Here is an 18,102-nt window from a genome sequence, read left to right on the forward strand (position 1 = left end):
GCGGGCCAGGCCCATGTCCAGGCCTCCACCGTGGTCACCGACCAGGGCACCTTCGCCATCGGCACCGACGGCAATTGGAGCTTCGCCGTCAATTCCGCCGATCCCAGCGTCCAGGCCCTGGGCGCGGGCGATTCCATGACCAAGAGCTTCACCGTCACCTCCGCCGACGGCACCGCGACCCAGACCGTCTCCGTCACCATCGACGGAGCCAACGACGGCCCGGTGGTGGGTTCGACCACCAATGCCACCGCCAGCGACCATGCGGGCCTGACCACCGGCCATGTGAGCGCCACCGATGTGGATGCCCACGACACCCTGACCTATTCCTTCGGCACCAACGCCAACGGAACCCCCATCACCTCGCTGGCGACCGATCACGGCACCGTCACCTTGAATTCGGCGACGGGCGATTACACCTTCACCCCCAATGCCGGAGCCGCCAGCCTGGGGGCCGGAGTATCGGTCAGCGACAGCTTCACCGTCACCGTCAAGGACGGCCATGGCGGCACCGCCAGCGCCCAGGTGGGGGTGAACATCACCGGCAGCAATGACGGCCCGACGGTCACGGCCACCACCAATGCCACCGCCAGCGATCATGTCGGCCTGACCACCGGCCATGTGACCGCCACCGACGTGGACGCCAACGATGCCGGTCAGTTGAGCTTCCATATCCAGGGCGGCAGCGCGCTGGATGCCACCCATGAGACCCTGGCCACCAGCCACGGCACCGTCACCATCAACACCGCCACCGGCGACTATACCTTCACGCCCAATGCCGGAGCCGCCAGCATGGGCATCGGCGCCACGGCCACCGACGCCTTCACCGTCACGGTGCGGGACGGCCATGGCGGCAGCGCCAACACTCAGGTTGGCGTCAACCTGACCGGCACCAATGACGGCCCCAGCATTTCCACCGTGACCAATGCCACGGCGACGGACCATGCGGGCGGGTCAGGATCGGTGCGGGCGACGGATGCCGATACCGGTGATTCCTTGAGCTATCATCTGCAGGGAACCGGCATCTCCTCGGCCAATGGTCACGAGACCATGGCGACCACCCATGGCACCATCGACCTTAACACCACCACCGGCTCTTATACCTTCACCCCCAATGCCGGAGCCGCCAGCATGGCGGCGGGTGCCGCGGCGACCGACAGCTTCCAGGTGATCGCCACCGACAATCATGGAGCCAGCAGCGCGGCCTCGACCGTCAATGTCAGCCTGACCGGCACCAATGACGGGCCGGTCAGCAGCGGCTCCGTGGCGCTGCAAGGCATCAACGAGGACAATTCGGTCACCTACACCAAGGCGCAATTGCTGGCCAATGTGACCGACGTGGACGGCGACACCCTGTCCATCAGCAGCATCAGCGCCACCAACGGCGCGGTGGTCGCCAATGCCGACGGCACCTATACCTTCACGCCGACCGGAAACTTCCACGGCACGGCCAATTTCAGCATGTCGGTCTCCGACGGCCATGGCGGCACCACCAGCGCCAGCGCCAGTCTGGCGGTGGCCGCGGTGGCCGACAACGCCACCATCACGGCCCCCAATGTGAGCTCGGCCTCGCAAGGGACTGCCACCACCACCATGTCGTCGGGAACCACCTATTTCGAGGGTGACGCCCATAACGACGTGATCACCGGATCAAGCGGCGCCGACACCATCTATGGCGACAGCTCGGACGGATCGACCGCCGTCACGGTGAACCTGAACATCACCGCCAGCGCCATTTCCGGCGAGTCGGTGACATCCATCACCCTGACAAATGTGCCGGGCGACGCCACCTTGAACCATGGCACCCAGAACGACGACGGATCGTGGACCCTGGCGCCGTCCGATCTGTCGGGCCTGACCTTGACGTCGCAGACGGGCATGGGCGGCAATATCGACATCGCGGTGACCACCCAGGACGGGTCGTCGACCACGGTGAGCAACGCCACCATGAATGTGTCGTTCTCGGGCGGCTTCAACGACACCATCACCGGCGGCGCCGGAGCCGACACCATGTATGGCGGCGTCGGCAACGACGTCTTCAAGGTGTCGGGCACCACCGACGGGGTCGGCGACTATTACGACGGCGGCTCGGGCCAGGACACCATCCTGGGCGGGACCGGCAACGACACCATCTATGTCACCAATAACCTGGGCAACATCCATTCCATCGAGTTGATCGACGGCGGCACCGGAACCAACATCATCCAGGCGACCGCGTCGAGCGAGACCCTTGATTTCTCCGGCATGACGCTGAAGAACATCATTTCCATCGATGCCGGCGGCGGCAACGACACGGTGATCGGTTCCGCCGGAGCCGACACCATCCAGGCCGGTGCCGGAGACGACACGGTTGTCGCCATCGGCGGCCAGACCACCGGGGACGTCTATGACGGCGGCAGCGGCTATGACGTGTTGAGCGTCGAATTGTCTCCGGCGCAATACACCACGGCGGTGCGCACCGAGCTGATGGATTTCATGTCGTTCGTGGCCGATCCCAGCCATGCCGGCCAGAGCTTTACCTTCACCTCGCTGGGTGGCCTGAAGGTCACCAATTTCGAGGAACTGTCGGTGGCCATGGGCGGCGAGGAAGTGGAACTGAACCACGGCCCCGAGATCCACGGCTTTACCGGCACCGTCACCACCGGCCATGTGGACGGCCAGATTGAGGCGGTGGATCTGGACCACGACACGTTGAGCTATTCCTTCGGCACCGATGGCACCGGTCATGCCATCACCTCCATGACCACCAGCCATGGCAGCGTCACCATCGACCCCAATACCGGCGAATACCACTTCACCGCCAGCGATCCCAACTACAAGGGCGGCGATTCCTTTAGCGTCACGGTGAAAGACGGCATGGGCGGATCGGCCACCAGCAGGGTGACCATCGACTTCAATCCGGGCGACGACGCCACCGTGGTGAGCGGTCCGGTGGCGCTGACGGCGGCCACCGAGGACACCCAGCAGTTCATCCGCGCCGATGCCTTGCTGGCCAATGCCACCGACGTCGACAACACCCTGCACGTGGCCAATTTGGTGGCCACGGATTCCCACGGCAATGTGGTGGGAACCTTCATCGCCGCCACCGATGCCGAGGGCCATGACGGCTTCGCCTTCAACCCCACCGCCAATTTCTCAGGCGACCTCAACATCGCCTTCGACGCGGTGACCGACACCGGCATCGCCACCCATGCCAACGCCACCATGCATGTGGACGCGGTGGCCGACGCACCGACCCTGGACAGCAGCGTCGTCGCCTTGGGGACCACCGTCGCCCATCTGGGCAACGACAGCCGGGTGATCAGCCTGTACGTCAACGATTCGTCGAGCAGAGGCACGGCTGCCTTCGACTTGCAACTGGGCAGCACCACGGTCGGCCATTACACCACCACCAAGAATTCGTCGGGCGACAATGTGGTCAACGTCACCTTGTCCCAGGCACAGCATGACCAATTGCTGGGTGGTGCCGACCTGAAGGTGGTCAATACCGGGAGCTCCAACTCTTATGACGTCAAGCTGGACAAGATCGTGGTGGACGGCATCACCGTCCAGGCGGAAACCGGCAGCACCACCGGTTCGGTGTCGCTGAGCGCCCGTACCCTGACCGGCGGAGGCAATTACGAACGCCTGAACAATGTGGGTTCCGCCCTGACCTTCGACCTGGACCCGCAGGTGACCCATACGTCCAGCGGCTATCGCCTGGATGTCAGCAGCAGCCTGTCCGACATGGACGGGTCCGAGGTTCACGCCATCCACGTTGACGCCCTGCCGTCCGGAGCCGCCCTCAGCTACACCGGCACCGAGGGTACCTTGGTCCACAATGCCGATGGCAGCTACGACTTCACCCCCGACGCCGCCCATTACGACGGCGCGGTATCGTTCAACATGACCATGGCGCAGGGCACCCCCGGCTTCGACGTCAAGATCACCGCCACCGCCACCGAGACCAGCAATGCCGACAGCAGCTCGACCCTGGACATCAGCCATTGCGACGGCTTGGCGGCGGGTGGCACCACCATTCCCGGCATCACCCTGATCGGCAATGCCGGCAACGACCTGCTGACCGGCTCGGCGGGCGATGACCTGCTGCTGGGCGGCCGGGGCGGCGCCACCGTTCATTTCAGCGGCGGCAGCCACGGCGGCCATTGCGGCAGTGTGGTGGTTTCGACCACCAATGACGTCATCAACGGCGGCGACGGCAACGACGTCATCTATGGCGATGCCAAGATGAGTGGCGGCAACATCATCGTTACCGGTGGCGGCAACGACGTTCTGAACGGCGGCGCCGGAGACGACCAGATCCATGGCGGCGCGGGCAACGACACCATCACCGGCGGCACCGGCGACGACACCTTGTGGGGCGATCAGGGGGCCGACACCTTCCTGTTCGATTTCGGCTTCGGCCATGACGTTGTGGATGGCGGTCGCGGCTGCAGCTGGACCGACACCATGGATTTCACCCATGATAGTCAGTTGACCTCGGTGACCATCGAAAGCGGCGCCAATTGGACGGTCACCACCGACGCCCAGGGCCACCATGTGGCCACCGCCAATACGACGGATGCCTCGGGCCAAGTCACGGTCACCAACCATGACGGCGGTCAGGAAGTGGTCGAGTTCCACAACGTGGAAAAGATCACTTGGTGATATTGTCGGGTACGGTGTGAAATAAGCGGGTCCATCGCAAGATGGACCCGTTTGTCATGGAGGGGGAGAGGTGATGGAGACCATCGGTCCATACCGGGTCCGCCGTCCGCTGATTCAGTCGCCGTTCGCGCGTCTTGTTCTTGCCACGGACGAGCAATTGGAGCGCGACGTGGTGATCAAGGTCTTCGCCGTCGATGCCGCCCAGCCGGAACCTCCGTTCGACGCCAGGGAATGGCGCCGTCGCTTCATGATGGAAGGCCGCATCATGGCTCGGCTGGACCATCCCAATTTGCTGGGCATTTACGAAACCGCCACCGATGAATCCGGCCAGCCCTATCATGTTCTGCCCTTCATGCGCACCAATCTGCCCCGGTTGATCGGCCTGGATCTGCACGACGACGAGTTGGCGGACGCCACCGCGCTTGAACTCCCGAAGTCGCTCCCCCCCGACGAGGTGGTGCGCATCCTGCGCCAAGTCCTGGCGGGCCTCGTCCATCTTCACGCCAATGGCGCGGTGCATCGCGACGTCAAGGCGAGCAATGTCCTGTTGAGCGCCCGCGAGAACGGCTTGGCCCGGCTGTGCGATTTCGGCATGACCAAGTTCGGAACCGGCCCCGATATCCCGCCCGGCGCCTGGATCGGCACCCTTGACTATATCAGCCCGGAGCAACGGCGCGACGCGGGCTCGGTCACCGATCGCACCGATGTCTATTCCGCCGGGGTCTTGGCGTGGCGAATGCTGACCGGCCGCCTGCCCGGCCCGACACCGCCGCCGCTGGCGGACATGGTTCCGGGCCTCAAGCCGCATCTGGTGGGGGTCATCACCGCCGCCATGGCGGAGGATCCCTTGATGCGGCCGAACGCCCAGCAATTCCTGCACGGACTGGCGGAACCCGTGACCCGCAGCATCACCGTCAAGGTTCCTCCGACCGAGGTCTCACCGCCTGTGTTGCCCGCCGTCCCTTAAAGCGACTCTGGTGGAATGCGGGCGAGACGCCCGCGCTCCCAACGGCCCTCTCACCTTGGAGCGCGGGCGTCCCAGCCGTATTGAGCGGCATTATTCCGGCTTTGGAAAGGCGACGGTGAAGACGCTGCCCTCGCCGGGGGTGGAGTCCACCCAGATTCGTCCGCCATGATGGCTGACGATCTTGCGACAGACCGACAGGCCGATGCCGGAGCCTTCGTATTCCTCTTGAGTCACGAGGCGCTGGAAGATGGCGAAGATGCGGTCATGATGTTCTGGGGCGATGCCGATGCCGTTGTCCCGGACCCAGACCTGCCACTCGCTCCCCTCGTCTTGCCAGCCCACCGAGACCACCGCCGGACGATCGGGCAGCCGGTATTTCAGGGCATTGCCCATCAGGTTCTGGAACAGACGGACAAGTTCGTTCCAATCTCCGGCAATGGTGGGCAGGCCGTCTTGTACGGTCAGCGTGGCGGCGGCCTCGCTGGTGGCGACTTCCAGATTCATCCGGCATTCGGCGACGACCTGGTCCAGAGGAACCGGTTCGAACGGCTTTTCGCCGCGGCCGGTCCGGGAGTATTCCAGCAAGCCGGTGATCAGCGAGTCCATGCGCTTGGCGCCGCCAATGGCAAAGCCGAAATATTCCGTCATCTCGTCGGTGATGTTCTGGCCCAGTCCCCGCTGGATCAGGGCCAGATAGCTGGCGACCATGCGCAGGGGCTGGCGCAGGTCATGGGAGGCCACATAGGCGAACTGCTCCAGCTCGGCATTGATCTCCTTGAGCTTGCGCGCTTGCCGGGCAATGCCGACCTGGGCCTGTTCGGCGGCATCCTTGGCGGCGATCACCTCCCGGCTGGACAGTTCGCGCTCCATCATGGCTCCGACCCAGCGCGCGAGCAGGCGAATGAATTCAACGTCGCCATCGTCGAACCGTCGCCCCAAGGGGGCGGGCGAGCTGAAGTTCAGGGTTCCAAGCCGCTGCCCACGCACCGAGACCGGAATGCCCACATAGGATTCCAGCCGGAAGGCGGAATAGCATGGGTGGCCGGCATGGACCGAATCGGCCATATGGGGAATGGCGACGACATCGTTGGATGACAAGGTAATGGAACAATAGGTATCGCCCAGCGGATAGACTTGCCCGTCGGCCAAGGAACTGTCGGGCGGCGCCACGTGGTGGAGCACCGTGTAAGTGTCGCCATCGACCCGGCTGATGATGCCGAACGGCAAGCCGAGATGGCGCGCCCCCAAGTCCAGCGCCGCTCGCAACAGATCATCGGCCGCCAGATGGGGAAGCGCCGCGATGTCGCTGAGCGCGCGCAAGCTCTCGTAATGCCGCTGCACCAGTTGGGTTCGTTCCTCCAGCATGGCCTCGCCAGCCTTGCGCCCGGTGATGTCTTCCTTGATCCCGACGAAATGGGCGACATTGCCGCGATCATCGAGGATCGGAAATATGGTGGCGTCCTCCCAATACAGTTCGCCGCTCTTCTTCTTGTTGCGCATTTCCCCGTGCCAGACGCGACGGCCTGAAATAGTCCCCCATAGGGATGCGTAGACCTCCTGCGGGGTATCCCCCGAGGCGATCACCCTCGGATTTTGCCCGATCACCTCGGCGGCGGCGTATCCTGTCACCGTGGTGAAGCGGGAATTGACGTATTGGATGGATCCTTCCGGATCAGTGACCACCACGGAAACCGGTGACTGCTCCACGATGCGGGAGAACAGACGCAATTGCGTCGCCGCCTGGGCTTGGCCGGTAATATTGGTCGCGCTGCCGCGATAGCCGACGAAATTGCCCGCCGCGTCATAGCGTGGCGCGCCGCTGATACTGATCCACTGGGCCAGCTTGCCGACGCCGATCCAAAAACGGAAATCCCTGAACTTGCGGTGGGCGTTAAGATCTTGGCGATGGGCGATCCAGGCCGCCTCCTCGGTCGGCTGCTCGGCCGAGGCCACATCCCACCCGCGCCGACCGATCAGGATGGCCGGATCGAATCGGGTCGCTTGGAAAAAACCGGGCGACAAAAAGGTGACGCGATGCTCGCGGTCGGTTTCCCAAGTCCAGTCGCTGGAGGCTTCGGAAAAGGCGCGCGACGTGGCCTCGCTCTCGGAAAATTCACTGATCAGCTGCTGCAACCGATCGGCCATGGCGTTGAACGCCCGTGCGGTGTCGGCCACCTCGTCATTGCCCTCGACCATCACCCTGGTGTCGAGATTACCGGCGGCAAGGCGCGTGCCGGCATGGCGCAGGCGATCCAGCTTCACGGTCAAATAGGTGCCGAGAAACCACGCGAATAGGGCCGTCAGGGCTATGCCGGTGGCGCCGATGGCCACCAGCCTCCAGGCGGACACGGCGACCGCCTTGCTCAGCGCCCTGGTATCCAGGCCAATGAAGACCGCTCCCATTTCGTGCCCGGCGACGACAATGGGGTAGCGGCGCTCGGCCAGTCCCGCCCAGGGAGCAGAGGCGGATTCAGCCACCATGCGGCCATCGTCATCGACAAAACGCAGATAGGCGATACCGCTGTCCGCCCTCACTTCGGCGATCAAGGCATAGAGGGTCGCGTAATCCTGGGAAATCAGCGCATCCTTGGCCGTGGCGGCAATCAGCCGCGCCACCGCGTCGCTCCGTCGTGCCATTTCGTCTTGGCCGGAGCTCCGCATGGCCTCCATGGAACTGAACAGCAGAACCACCAGCAAGGCGATCTGCAGCAACCCGATTCCGAGAATGGTCTTGGTCCTGAATCTCATTCCGCCGTCTGCCCCAGCCAATGACGCAAGAGATCGATGTCAAGGCCGCGCACGTCGTTCCATTCGGAATCGTCGGCCCCGACGATAGCCTTCAAGGAGGCCGCGTCCAGCGCTCGCCGTCCCACTTCGTCTTGCCCCAATGAAATCAAGGCGGCGCGGACCCGCGCCACCACCTCCGCCGACACCCGAGGGTGGGCGGCGAAAGGATGGGGGGTATATTCCCGCGTGGTGGCGAGTATCCGCAGTCCGGCCTTCTGATCCAAGGGCAGGGCGTCGAAGGTTCGGGGAATGCCACCTCCGGCCGCGAAATGCCCGCCGAGCACACCACGGTAGACCGAGTCATGGGAAATCACATACTTGGCCACCACCGGAATCCCCAGCCTCGCGAATTCCGCCTGGGTCAGGATACTGGCGGCAAAGGCTCCGGGGGCTGGAAAGATCACCGCCTTGCCAGCCAGATCGGCCATGGCGGTATAGGGGCTGTCCGCCCTGACCACGATGATACCGGCCAGGGGGCGACCCTGTTCATGGGCGAAGGCGCCATATCCCGACGCCCGATGGAAAACCGAATAGTGGTAGGGATTCATATAGGCGAAGTCATAGGCGCCCAACGCCAATCCCTCTTCGAACGTCGGAATATCCTTGTTGGTTCGAAAGTTGAGCCGAACGCCCGCACGCTTGCCAACCTCGTCGAGCAAGGGCAGCCACTGCTCCGCCAATCTGGCCGAGGCCGCCTGCGGCACAATCCCAAATGTCAGGCTCGGCGCTTCGGCCCCCGCCGGACATGGATGCCACAAAATCGTCCACAGCAGTGCCCAGCCCGCTCGGCTTAGAAACCCCATCCCCCCGATCCCCTCAACCCTATTCGCATATGACCTTAGAATAGCATAGTACCACAGCGGCATGAATGGCGTTTGGTCCAAAACTCAACAGATATTAAACGTCGGCGTTCATGGCCCACTTGGATATGCCACCTCTGAAATCCTGGGGCCCCGCGTGAGGCGCCAAGGCATTGACCGGGCAGCGGTAAGCTCGCAGGATGAAGGGCTTTTAGGGTAGCGGTGATGTACGAGCCAAGATCGATCGACTTTGGGCTGAACTGGTGGATATGGAGGGCGCGGGGGACCGCCCTGCTGCTGGTGGTGGCCATCTGTTGCCTGTGGGGCTGGCAAGCTTGGCAGAACCGCGAACGGGAACTGATCAATGCCGAGCTTCTGGTGGCCTCCCTGGCCCGCGCCGCCGATTCCCAGGTGGACGGGGCCATGCGCAGCGTCGAATTTCTGCTGGACGAAGCGGCCGATAGAATCGACATGACACGCTGGCCCAGTACGGAACACTACGAATGGTTCCGCGCCCGCCTGACCGGCCTACCGGAAATCAGCGCCCTGATCGTCGCCGATGCCGACGGCAATGTGGCGGGGGCCACCATCTCACGAGAAGCACCCAAGCCGTCCGCCCGAAAATCCAGTATCGCCGACCGCGAATACTTCGCGGAAGCCAAGGCCCAGTTTCCCGGTCGCCGCTTCCTGGTGGGCAAACCCACCCCCAGCCGATTTTCCGACCGGCTGAGCATCCCGCTGGTCCGCGCCCTCGTCCGTCCCGACGGCAGCTTCGGCGGCGTCATCGTGGCGGGCCTCGTCCCTACCGCGCTGCGCGACCGCATCGCCTCGGTGGTCATCGAGGAGGCCGGAGGCGCCGCCGTCTTCCGTCATGACGCCGTGGTGCTGGCCCGCGTGCCCGGCCAAGACGAATTCGTCGGCAAGGCCTTTCCCAATACGCCGATCTTCCAAGAGGATATCCCCCGCCGCCGTGTCGGAGTCTCGCGCTTCATCGCACCCACCGACGGCAACGACAAGATCATCGCCTATCGCAGTCTGGAGCGTTATCCGCTGGTGGTCACCGTCGGCATCACCAAGAACACCGTCCTGGCCGACTGGCGCCGCCAGATGGTGTTCCAGGCCATCGCCCTGGGTGTTCTGTCCATTGCATTGATCGCTATCGCCCTGCTGTACGACCGCAGGACCATGGCGGCGCGCGAACTGACGGAGCAACTGGCCCAAAGCCACTTGACCTTGGAGCGGCAGGTGGAGGACCGCACCGCCCATCTGGCCGCCGCCAATGCCGAACTGGAGCATTTCGCCTATGCGGCTTCACACGACCTTCAGGAACCGCTGCGCAATGTCACCGGCTTCCTGCAACTGTTGGCGCGGCGCTATGGCGGCAAGCTGGATGCCGAGGCGGACGAATTCATCGACTTCGCCGTCAAGGCCGCCAAGCAGATGTCGTTACTGATCACCGACGTGCTGACTTATTCCAGCACCGGCCGCTCGGAAGCGGCGGCGGAGGCGTGCGAGGCCGCCCCCATCGTCAAGGCGGCGGTCGGCAGCCTCGCCACCGCCATCGCCGAATCGGGGGCCGATATCCGGATCGGAGCCCTGCCAAGCATTGCGTGCCAGCCGGTCCTGATCCAGAGCCTGTTCCAGAATCTGATCTCCAACGCCATCAAGTACCGCGATCCCGCCCGGCCGCCGGTGGTGGAAATTCAGGCGGTCGCATCACCGATATCGGGCATGGTGGAGTTCACGGTGACCGACAACGGCATCGGTGTCGAAGATCAGTATCTGGAACGGATGTTCGGGCTGTTCCAGCGTCTGCATCCCCGGTCCCAGTTCGAGGGCACCGGAATCGGTCTCGCCCTGTGCCGCAAGATCGTCGATCGCCACGGAGGACGCATCTGGGCCGAATCCAAGCCCGGACACGGCACCGTCATTCATGTCACCCTGCCGTCGTAATCCCGCGGGAAGACTTGCCACCGTCACTTGATGTGCCCTTGGGCGGGCGAGACGCCCGCGCTCCGCCGAATCGCTATTCTCGGAGCGCGGCCGTCCCGGCCGCCTAGGGGCACATCAAACGATATGGGGCATGACTCGTCTTCCTAGCCCTCGCGAATAGAAGCCGCCCGCATCCGCGCTTCCACATAGCGGGTCAGCGCCTTTGTCCCGCGAACGCAGTTGCGGAAGACGCAGACGCCCTGATCCATCAGTCCGGCGGCCATGGCGTCATACAGCGGGCCGCCGTCGACGATGGCGATGATGGGCTTGTCGTTGCGATTCACCATGGGCGGCATCAGATGAAGGCTGCTTTTGGCGTTGGCGATATCCCAGCCGGGCCGCAGCTTGCTGTCCACCAGCGCCATGACCGAGGGCGCGGTCGGGTCCATGCCGACCACCACCGCGTCGATATGGGGATCCTGGGCGAAGGCCTCGGTGATTTGAAGATGGCACTCGTCATCGGCGCCGGGATTGATGTCGATGGAATTCCGGACCGTGACCAGGGAATCCAGCTTCTTGGCCATCAATATCTCCTGCACCTTGGCCACGGTGGCGGGGGTCAATTCGCCCATTTCCATGGCGAAGGTGTCGGTAACGATGGAATCGGCCATGGCCACGGCCTCGAACCCGGCGCCGCTGATGGCGCCCAGCCGGTTGCCGCCAATGGTCTTATGGTGGAAGGCGCCCGCGATGTAGAACAGGTCGTCGAAGCTGTCCACATCCTCGGCGACCATGGCGCCCGCTTGCCGCACCACCGCCTCGAACAAGACGGGATCGCCCGCGATGGAGGCGGTATGGCCCATGACGCCCTTGGCGCCCGCCTCGGTACGGCCGGACTTGTAGACCACCACCTGCTTGCCGCTCTTGACCGCCAGGCGAACGGCGCGGACGAAGTCGAGACCGTCACCGTCCTTGAAGCCTTCCACATAGACGCCGATGGTCTCCATATCGGGACGCGCCGCGAAATAGGTCAGCATGTCGCCATGGGTCAGATCGGTCTGGTTGCCCAGGGCCAGCATGTAATTGGGGTCGAGCCAGGGATTGCGCGACAGCCGGGTGATCATGAAGGCACCGCTTTGGCTGAGCAGGACGGAATTGCGTTCCGGCTTCTTCCTGGGCTTGGGCAGGCGCTCCAGCGGAATGAACCAGGAATCGTAGCCGCCGGGATGGGAGACCACGCCCAGGCAATTGGCGCCCAGGAAGATGGGGCCGCCGCCCGGATTGCCGTGGGCGGCGTTGATCTTGGCCGCCAGCACGGCGGCGGGCTCGACGCTGGCCTCGGTCTCGCCCAGGCTGCCGGGGATCAGCATCACCGCATTGACCGAATCCGTCGCGATGATCTCGTCCACCAGGGCATAGACGGCCGCTGAGGGCACCGCCACGATCAGCAGGTCCAGCTTTTCGTCCAGATCCTTCAGGCTGGGCACGCAGCGCACGCCGTCGATCTCGGCCTCGTCGGGGCGGATGATGACGAGACGTTCCTTGGCGCAGCCGCTGCCCATCAGATTCTTCAAGATGATGCGGCCGAAATTCATGCCGCTGGACGACACGCCGATGATGCCGATCCTCTTGGGATGGATCAGGCTGTCGATCTTGGCGATGGGGCGCGCAAGGCGCTTGGCGGCGGGAGCGCAGAGCGTGCAGCGGGCATCGGCGGCGCTCAGGGTCGTGCCGAGGCTGAGCGGGTCAAGCTCCAGCTTGCCCAGCATCTCCTCCGCCCGGCCCAATGCGATCAGTCCGCCGAACAGCGTCTTCAAGGCACCATCCGGCGCGGCCCTGCCTTGGCGTTCGGCCTGGGCGGCCAGCTTGCCATAGGCGAAGGTGCGGCGAAACAGGGCCAGGAAATCCCCCGCGTCGGTCAGCTCCACCGAGGCATGAACAGCAGCACGGTCCTTCTTGAAGCCGCCTTGGGCCAATTCGGCATCCAGCCCGCCCAGGCCAGCGCTGATGATCATGCCGAATTCCCGGGTGCGCTCCAGGGTGACGCGCAGTTCCGCCGCGCCGGGAACGGCAGGGCCGCCCAAGCCGACGCCGAGAACGGAGAGCATGGCCTGAAGCTCGGCCCCTTCCAGACTGGCGCGACCCTTCGCGGCCGCCTGCTGTATCAGATCAAGCGCACCCTTACCCATGTGACCGTCTCCCCCCGAAAATCTAGGTCTTGTCCTTGGGAACCTCTCGCCAGCCCGGCTTGAAGCCCACGCCCGACTCTCCCGAGCCGCGCGCCGGTGAATGATCGATGGCGAAGCCCTGGTTATGGGCGGCCTTGGTCACGATGGTGATCTTCAAGGCCCAGCCGCCAAGCATGGCGATCAGACCGGCCGCCGCCAGCGCCGCCACGGCCATGTCGGGCTGCAACCCGGCCAGCACCAGGAACACGATGGGCATGACATTGCCGCCGATGGTGAAGGGGCCGGAAAAGGCGATCAGCACGGCGGCAGCCGCCACCGGAGCCCCTCCGTCGACCATGCGGCGACGATAGAACATCCACACGAAGACCCGCGCCGCCAGGGCGCTGATCAGCACGGCGCCGCCCCATTCGGGAATCCCGGCCTCCAACACCAGCGGCCCCAGCAGCAGGAAGGCGCCCGCGCCCTCGGCGATGCCGGTGGACAGGATCAGCGGCAAGATCAGCGGCGAACGCCAGGTGGGAATGCCCTTGGTGGCTTCCAGGATGCGCGCCTGACAATAGAGATAGGCGGCGGCGGGAATCCACACCACCTTGACCAGATCGGGATAGACCAGCGCGGCGGCGCCCAGCGGGAACAGAACCCCCGCCACCATGGCCTCGCGGGTCATCCAGCTGCGCTTGCCGCCGAACAACACGTTCATGGCCCGCAGCGGACGACCGATTTCCAGAAACACCGAGAACAGCCCCAGCCCCACCAAGGCCAGACCGGCCAGCAGCAGAACCCGGCTGTAAATGCCGTAATAGGCGGCGGCCGAGGTCAGGATGAGCAGGCCGGTGCCGGAGCCCCCGCCGATGAAATTACCGGCCGCGCGCAGATCCCAGGCGGTTTGCAGCCAGGGCGCCAGGCCCAGATGGCGCATCTGCGGCTGCGCTTCTTCTTGCTCGCTCATTTGTCCTCGGTCTCCCACAAATAATGAATGTTGGGACCGGTTCCGAGTTCCTCGTGCATCCGAAACGACTTGTTCTTGTCCAGCAGCTTGCGGACATTGCTGTTGGGGTCGTCCAGGTCGCCGAAGGTCAGCGCCTTTGCCAGACAGGCATTGACGCAGGCCGGAGTGGCTTCGGGGTCGACTCCGGGGGTCAGGCCATTGGCCAGCCCGTAATCGACGCGGTCGACGCAGAAGGTGCACTTCTGCGCGACGCCGAGCAAGCGTTCATCGAAGCGCTGCGCCTCGTTGGCCGTCGCCTCGCCCTTGAAGGCGAAGGTGGGCTTGGTGACCTTGTAGCGGGCCTGATAGGGGCAAGCCAGGATGCAATAGCCGCAGCCGATGCAGATATCGTAGTCGATCATCACCATGCCGTCGGCGCGCTTGGTGGTCGCCGTGGTGGGGCAAACGTCGCGGCACGGCGGCTCGTCGCAATGCATGCAGCCCACCGGCACGAAGACGCGGCGCACATCGGGGAATTCGCCCACCTCCATATCCAGCACCTTGCGGTACTGCACGCCGGGCGGCGTGTTGTTGGCGTGACGGCAGGCGGTGGTGCAGGTCTGGCAGCCGACGCAGCGCCCCAGATCGGCGGTCATGGCCCATTTGGTCATGCCCGCTCTCCCACCTTGCGGATACCGACACGGGTCAGGTCGGCGGCCGAGCCGGTGGCGTCGGTCAGCGACATGGACATGGCGGTCAGCTTGTTCATGCTGGGCACGTCGAAATCCTTGGCGACCGGCGTCGCCCAGTGGTCGAACTGGCTCATCATCAAGATGGTGTCGGGGCGGATGCCCTGGGACAGCACGACGCGGCCCTGGACGCTTTTTCCGATGGGCGAGCTGACCTCGATGCGATCGCCTTCCCTGACGCCCAGCTTGACGGCGGCGGCGGGGTTCATCACCACGCCGTCATGGCCCTTCACATTGCCCGACACTTCACGCATCAGCGGGATATGCATGTTGGAGCCCCAGGCGTATTGCATGCTCCGCGCCGTGATCACCCAGAACGGGAAGTCGGCCAGCTTGCCGCCGCATTCCACCACATGGTCTTCCCAGAATTTGGGGAAGTCGTGCCAGCCGAACAGCGGCCGATATTCCTCCAACTGGCGGTCCCACCAGTTGATGCCGAATTCACGCAGGCGATTGCCCAGTTGGCGGCCGATGCGGGTCAGCCGTTCCTGATAGGGAAGTTCGTAGCGCAAGCCCTTCTCGGCCAGGGCGGGGGTCAGGAACCAGTTGGCCACCGGGAATGGAATGGTGCGGAAACCGTTTTGCCGCCACCAGTCGAGGCCGTGGGCCTCCTTGCCGTCGGTCAGCTCGGCCGAGGCCGATTTGCAGGACGCGTCCCAGATCTCCTCGGCGGTATGGACCTTGTCCACCGGCAGCGAGAAGTCCCAGTTCGCCCCCTTCAGCGGCACGCCGTGCGAGCCCCGGTTGACGGCGGCGTTGTACTTCTCCAGCAGCCCGGTGCGGGCGGCCAGATCGGTGGCGATATCGGTGAAGTCGCGGGATTCCCCCTGGGCCTGGACGCTGGGCTGGCGCAGGGCGAAGCCCTGGCAGTCCCAATACTGCTCCTGGAACTTGGTGCCGCCGATGCGGATCAGCTGCAAGCCTTCCAGATCGGTGCGGTCGGGCAGCAGGATATCCGCGAAATGGTTGGTCTCGTCGAGGGTGACGGCGAAACAGGCCACGAAGGGCATGCGCGAGACGACGCTGGCCACCCGGTCGGTATCCCAGAACGAGATGACCGGATTAGTGCGATAGACCAGCAGGAATTCCGGGAAGGTGGCGCGCGGCAGCTTTTCCTGCGGCTCGTCCAGGAACATATAGGAGAACTGGGTCGGCCCCAGCGCCGGGCTCCACGACGAATTGCCCACCAGCGGCACCAGGGTGGAATAGGCGTTGCGGATGGAGGGCTTGCTTTTCCAGCTATCGCGGTCGGTGGGATTGAACGGATACTCCATGAAACCGTCGCGGCAGCCCTCGAAGCTTTCCAGGCGATTGGACACCGGCCGGTTGATGCGGATGGTGGTGCCGATGGTGCCGCCGGGAACCTCCAGGGCGCCGACCAGGACCGTCAGCATGGTCCGGCCCCAGCAGCATTCCGCCCCGCCCCAGCCGTTGTTGACGGTCTTGCCCAGCGTCACCGCCACCGGCCGATAGGGCATGGTCTTGCCCTCGATCTCGATGGTCTGGCCGACGCAGGCGGCTTCGAGGAATTCATTGGCGATCTTGCGGATGCGCGCTTCCGGCACGTCGCAGACCTTGGCTGCCCAGGCGGGGGTGTACTGGGCGATGTGCTCGGCGAACATGGTGAAGGCGGTGGTGCCGGAGACGTCCTTCAGCTCCCAGCGCTCCTCGTCGGCGCCCAGTTCCATGGCTACGGCAACCGCGAAGCGGCCTTCCAGGGCGGGAACGGCGCCGGGTGTGTCGAAGGGGACCGGCTTGCCGGTCTTCTCGTCCCAGATCAGCGGCTTTTCGCTGGTCACGTCGCGCAGATAGAAGCCGTTCGGCCCCACCAGATAGGGGCTGGAGGTGCGGTCGCGCAGGAAGGGGATGTCCAACTGGTCGCGCCGGGCTTCAACGGTCATGACGTTGAGCAGGGCGAACAGGAAGGCGGCGTCGGTCTTGGGCCGGATGGGCAGCCATTCCGAGGCGCAAGCGCCGGTCACCGACAGATGGGGTTCCACCTGCACCTTCTTCATGCCGCGTCCGCGCGCCTCGGCATGGCGATAGACGCCGCAGACCCCGGCCGAAGCATCGGAATTGTTGCCGCAGGAAATGATGTAGTTGGTGCGCGGCGTATCCGGCGTGATCACATAGCCGCGATGCCAGAACTCGCCGTAGAGATGTTCCGAGTGATAGCACTTCACGCCCTGGCCGGAGCCGAAGCCGAAATCGATCGGTCCCCAGGCGGACAGCCAGGCGGTCAGCGAGCCCATGTACTGGGTGGGCGTTCCGGCGCCGCCGAACGAGGCGGCGACCTTGGGATAGCCCGCTTCGTCCAGCAATCCCTCGGCGCGGATGGTGTTCAGCTTGTCAGCGATGATTCCCATGGCCTCGTCCCACGAAATGGGAACGAAGCCGGGATCCTGGTCCTTTCCCTTCTTGGGATTGGTCCGCTTCATGGGGGTCAGGATGCGGTGCGGCGAATAGGCCTTCTGGATCAATCCGAAGGCCTTGACGCACACCTTGCCCTCGGCCGGGTGATATCCCGAGGCCTTGTGGTTGGGCTCGATCTCGGTGGCGATGCCATCGACCACCTTGACCGTCATGAGATCCGGCCCGGCCACGCACTGATAACAATAGGTCGCGACTTTCTCGACCTTGGCGGCGGGCTTGGCCGGAGCGGGGCTCATTGCGCGGCCTTCGCCTTCTCGGCCTTGGCCAGCAGGCGCGCCTTGGTCTGGTCCACATCGACGATGAAGCGCTTGTGAACCCCCTTGCCGATCTTGTCGAGCGAGTCCTTGGCGGTGAACGAGAACGTCACGCCCGGCCCCTTCACTTCATCGACGGTCACGGTGATCTCGACCCACTGACCCAACAGGGTCGGCGCCATGTGGTCCACCTCGACGCGGGTACCCACGGAATCCTCACCCGCATCCGCATGCTTCAGCAGCAGATCGCGGCATGTCACTTCCATGTCGTAGATCAGCGCGGGCGTATTGTAGACGCGGGCCTCATCGCCCATGAAACCGATAGTGCGGCCCAGATCCACATCATAGCGACGGGTCGCGGTCAGCCCAGCGACGAGCGAGCTCTTCATAAGGTTCCTCCCGGATGGTTTTGGAACGGG

The 18,102-nt window shown here is 64.4% G+C and carries 10 protein-coding genes; 3 read left to right on the forward strand and 7 right to left on the reverse strand.

Going from position 1 to position 18,102, the window contains the following annotated elements:
• Both CU669_RS15320 and CU669_RS15325 read left to right on the forward strand, forming a co-directional pair.
• On the forward strand, nucleotides 1–4,644 hold a 4,644-nt coding region (locus tag CU669_RS15320), incomplete at its 5' end, for a beta strand repeat-containing protein (RefSeq protein ID WP_146747751.1).
• 73 nt (nucleotides 4,645–4,717) lie between these two features.
• A complete protein-coding gene (locus CU669_RS15325; protein WP_112146272.1) occupies nucleotides 4,718–5,611 on the forward strand; it encodes a serine/threonine-protein kinase in 894 nt (297 codons plus the stop codon).
• 90 nt (nucleotides 5,612–5,701) lie between these two features.
• Here the strand turns inward: CU669_RS15325 and CU669_RS15330 are convergent, their stop codons facing one another.
• Nucleotides 5,702–8,359 carry a PAS domain S-box protein gene (locus CU669_RS15330; protein ID WP_112146274.1) on the reverse strand — a complete coding sequence of 886 codons (2,658 nt, stop codon included), beginning with the start codon at nucleotides 8,357–8,359 and terminating at the stop codon, nucleotides 5,702–5,704.
• A complete protein-coding gene (locus CU669_RS15335; RefSeq protein WP_112146276.1) occupies nucleotides 8,356–9,201 on the reverse strand; it encodes a phosphate/phosphite/phosphonate ABC transporter substrate-binding protein in 846 nt (281 codons plus the stop codon). Before CU669_RS15335 ends, CU669_RS15330 begins: the two co-directional genes overlap by 4 nt.
• A 222-nt stretch (nucleotides 9,202–9,423) precedes the next feature.
• Between CU669_RS15335 and CU669_RS15340 the strand changes: the two genes are divergently transcribed.
• Nucleotides 9,424–11,151 carry a sensor histidine kinase gene (locus tag CU669_RS15340; RefSeq protein ID WP_112146278.1) on the forward strand — a complete coding sequence of 576 codons (1,728 nt, stop codon included), beginning with the start codon at nucleotides 9,424–9,426 and terminating at the stop codon, nucleotides 11,149–11,151.
• Between the two features lie 143 nt (nucleotides 11,152–11,294).
• Here the strand turns inward: CU669_RS15340 and CU669_RS15345 are convergent, their stop codons facing one another.
• The 5 genes from CU669_RS15345 to CU669_RS15365 are packed head-to-tail and all read right to left on the reverse strand — an operon-like array spanning nucleotide 11,295 to nucleotide 18,072.
• Nucleotides 11,295–13,319 (reverse strand): CoA-binding protein, encoded by a 2,025-nt coding sequence (locus CU669_RS15345; RefSeq protein ID WP_192884625.1) that lies wholly within the window; start codon nucleotides 13,317–13,319, stop codon nucleotides 11,295–11,297.
• Nucleotides 13,320–13,341: 22 nt separating this feature from the next.
• Nucleotides 13,342–14,268, reverse strand: coding sequence for a dimethyl sulfoxide reductase anchor subunit (locus tag CU669_RS15350; protein WP_112146280.1), 927 nt, complete (start codon nucleotides 14,266–14,268; stop codon nucleotides 13,342–13,344).
• The gene (locus CU669_RS15355; RefSeq protein WP_112146282.1) at nucleotides 14,265–14,918 is read right to left on the reverse strand and encodes a 4Fe-4S dicluster domain-containing protein; all 654 of its coding nucleotides are present in this window, start codon (nucleotides 14,916–14,918) and stop codon (nucleotides 14,265–14,267) included. Before CU669_RS15355 ends, CU669_RS15350 begins: the two co-directional genes overlap by 4 nt.
• Nucleotides 14,915–17,665: a molybdopterin-dependent oxidoreductase gene (locus CU669_RS15360; RefSeq protein WP_112146284.1), complete on the reverse strand. Its 2,751-nt coding sequence runs from the start codon at nucleotides 17,663–17,665 to the stop codon at nucleotides 14,915–14,917. Before CU669_RS15360 ends, CU669_RS15355 begins: the two co-directional genes overlap by 4 nt.
• Complete coding sequence (locus CU669_RS15365) at nucleotides 17,662–18,072, reverse strand: thioesterase family protein (protein ID WP_112146286.1); 411 nt, start codon at nucleotides 18,070–18,072, stop codon at nucleotides 17,662–17,664. Before CU669_RS15365 ends, CU669_RS15360 begins: the two co-directional genes overlap by 4 nt.
• Nucleotides 18,073–18,102: the final 30 nt, after the last annotated feature.

Source organism: Paramagnetospirillum kuznetsovii (genome assembly GCF_003284725.1).
Lineage (GTDB): Bacteria > Pseudomonadota > Alphaproteobacteria > Rhodospirillales > Magnetospirillaceae > Phaeospirillum > Phaeospirillum kuznetsovii.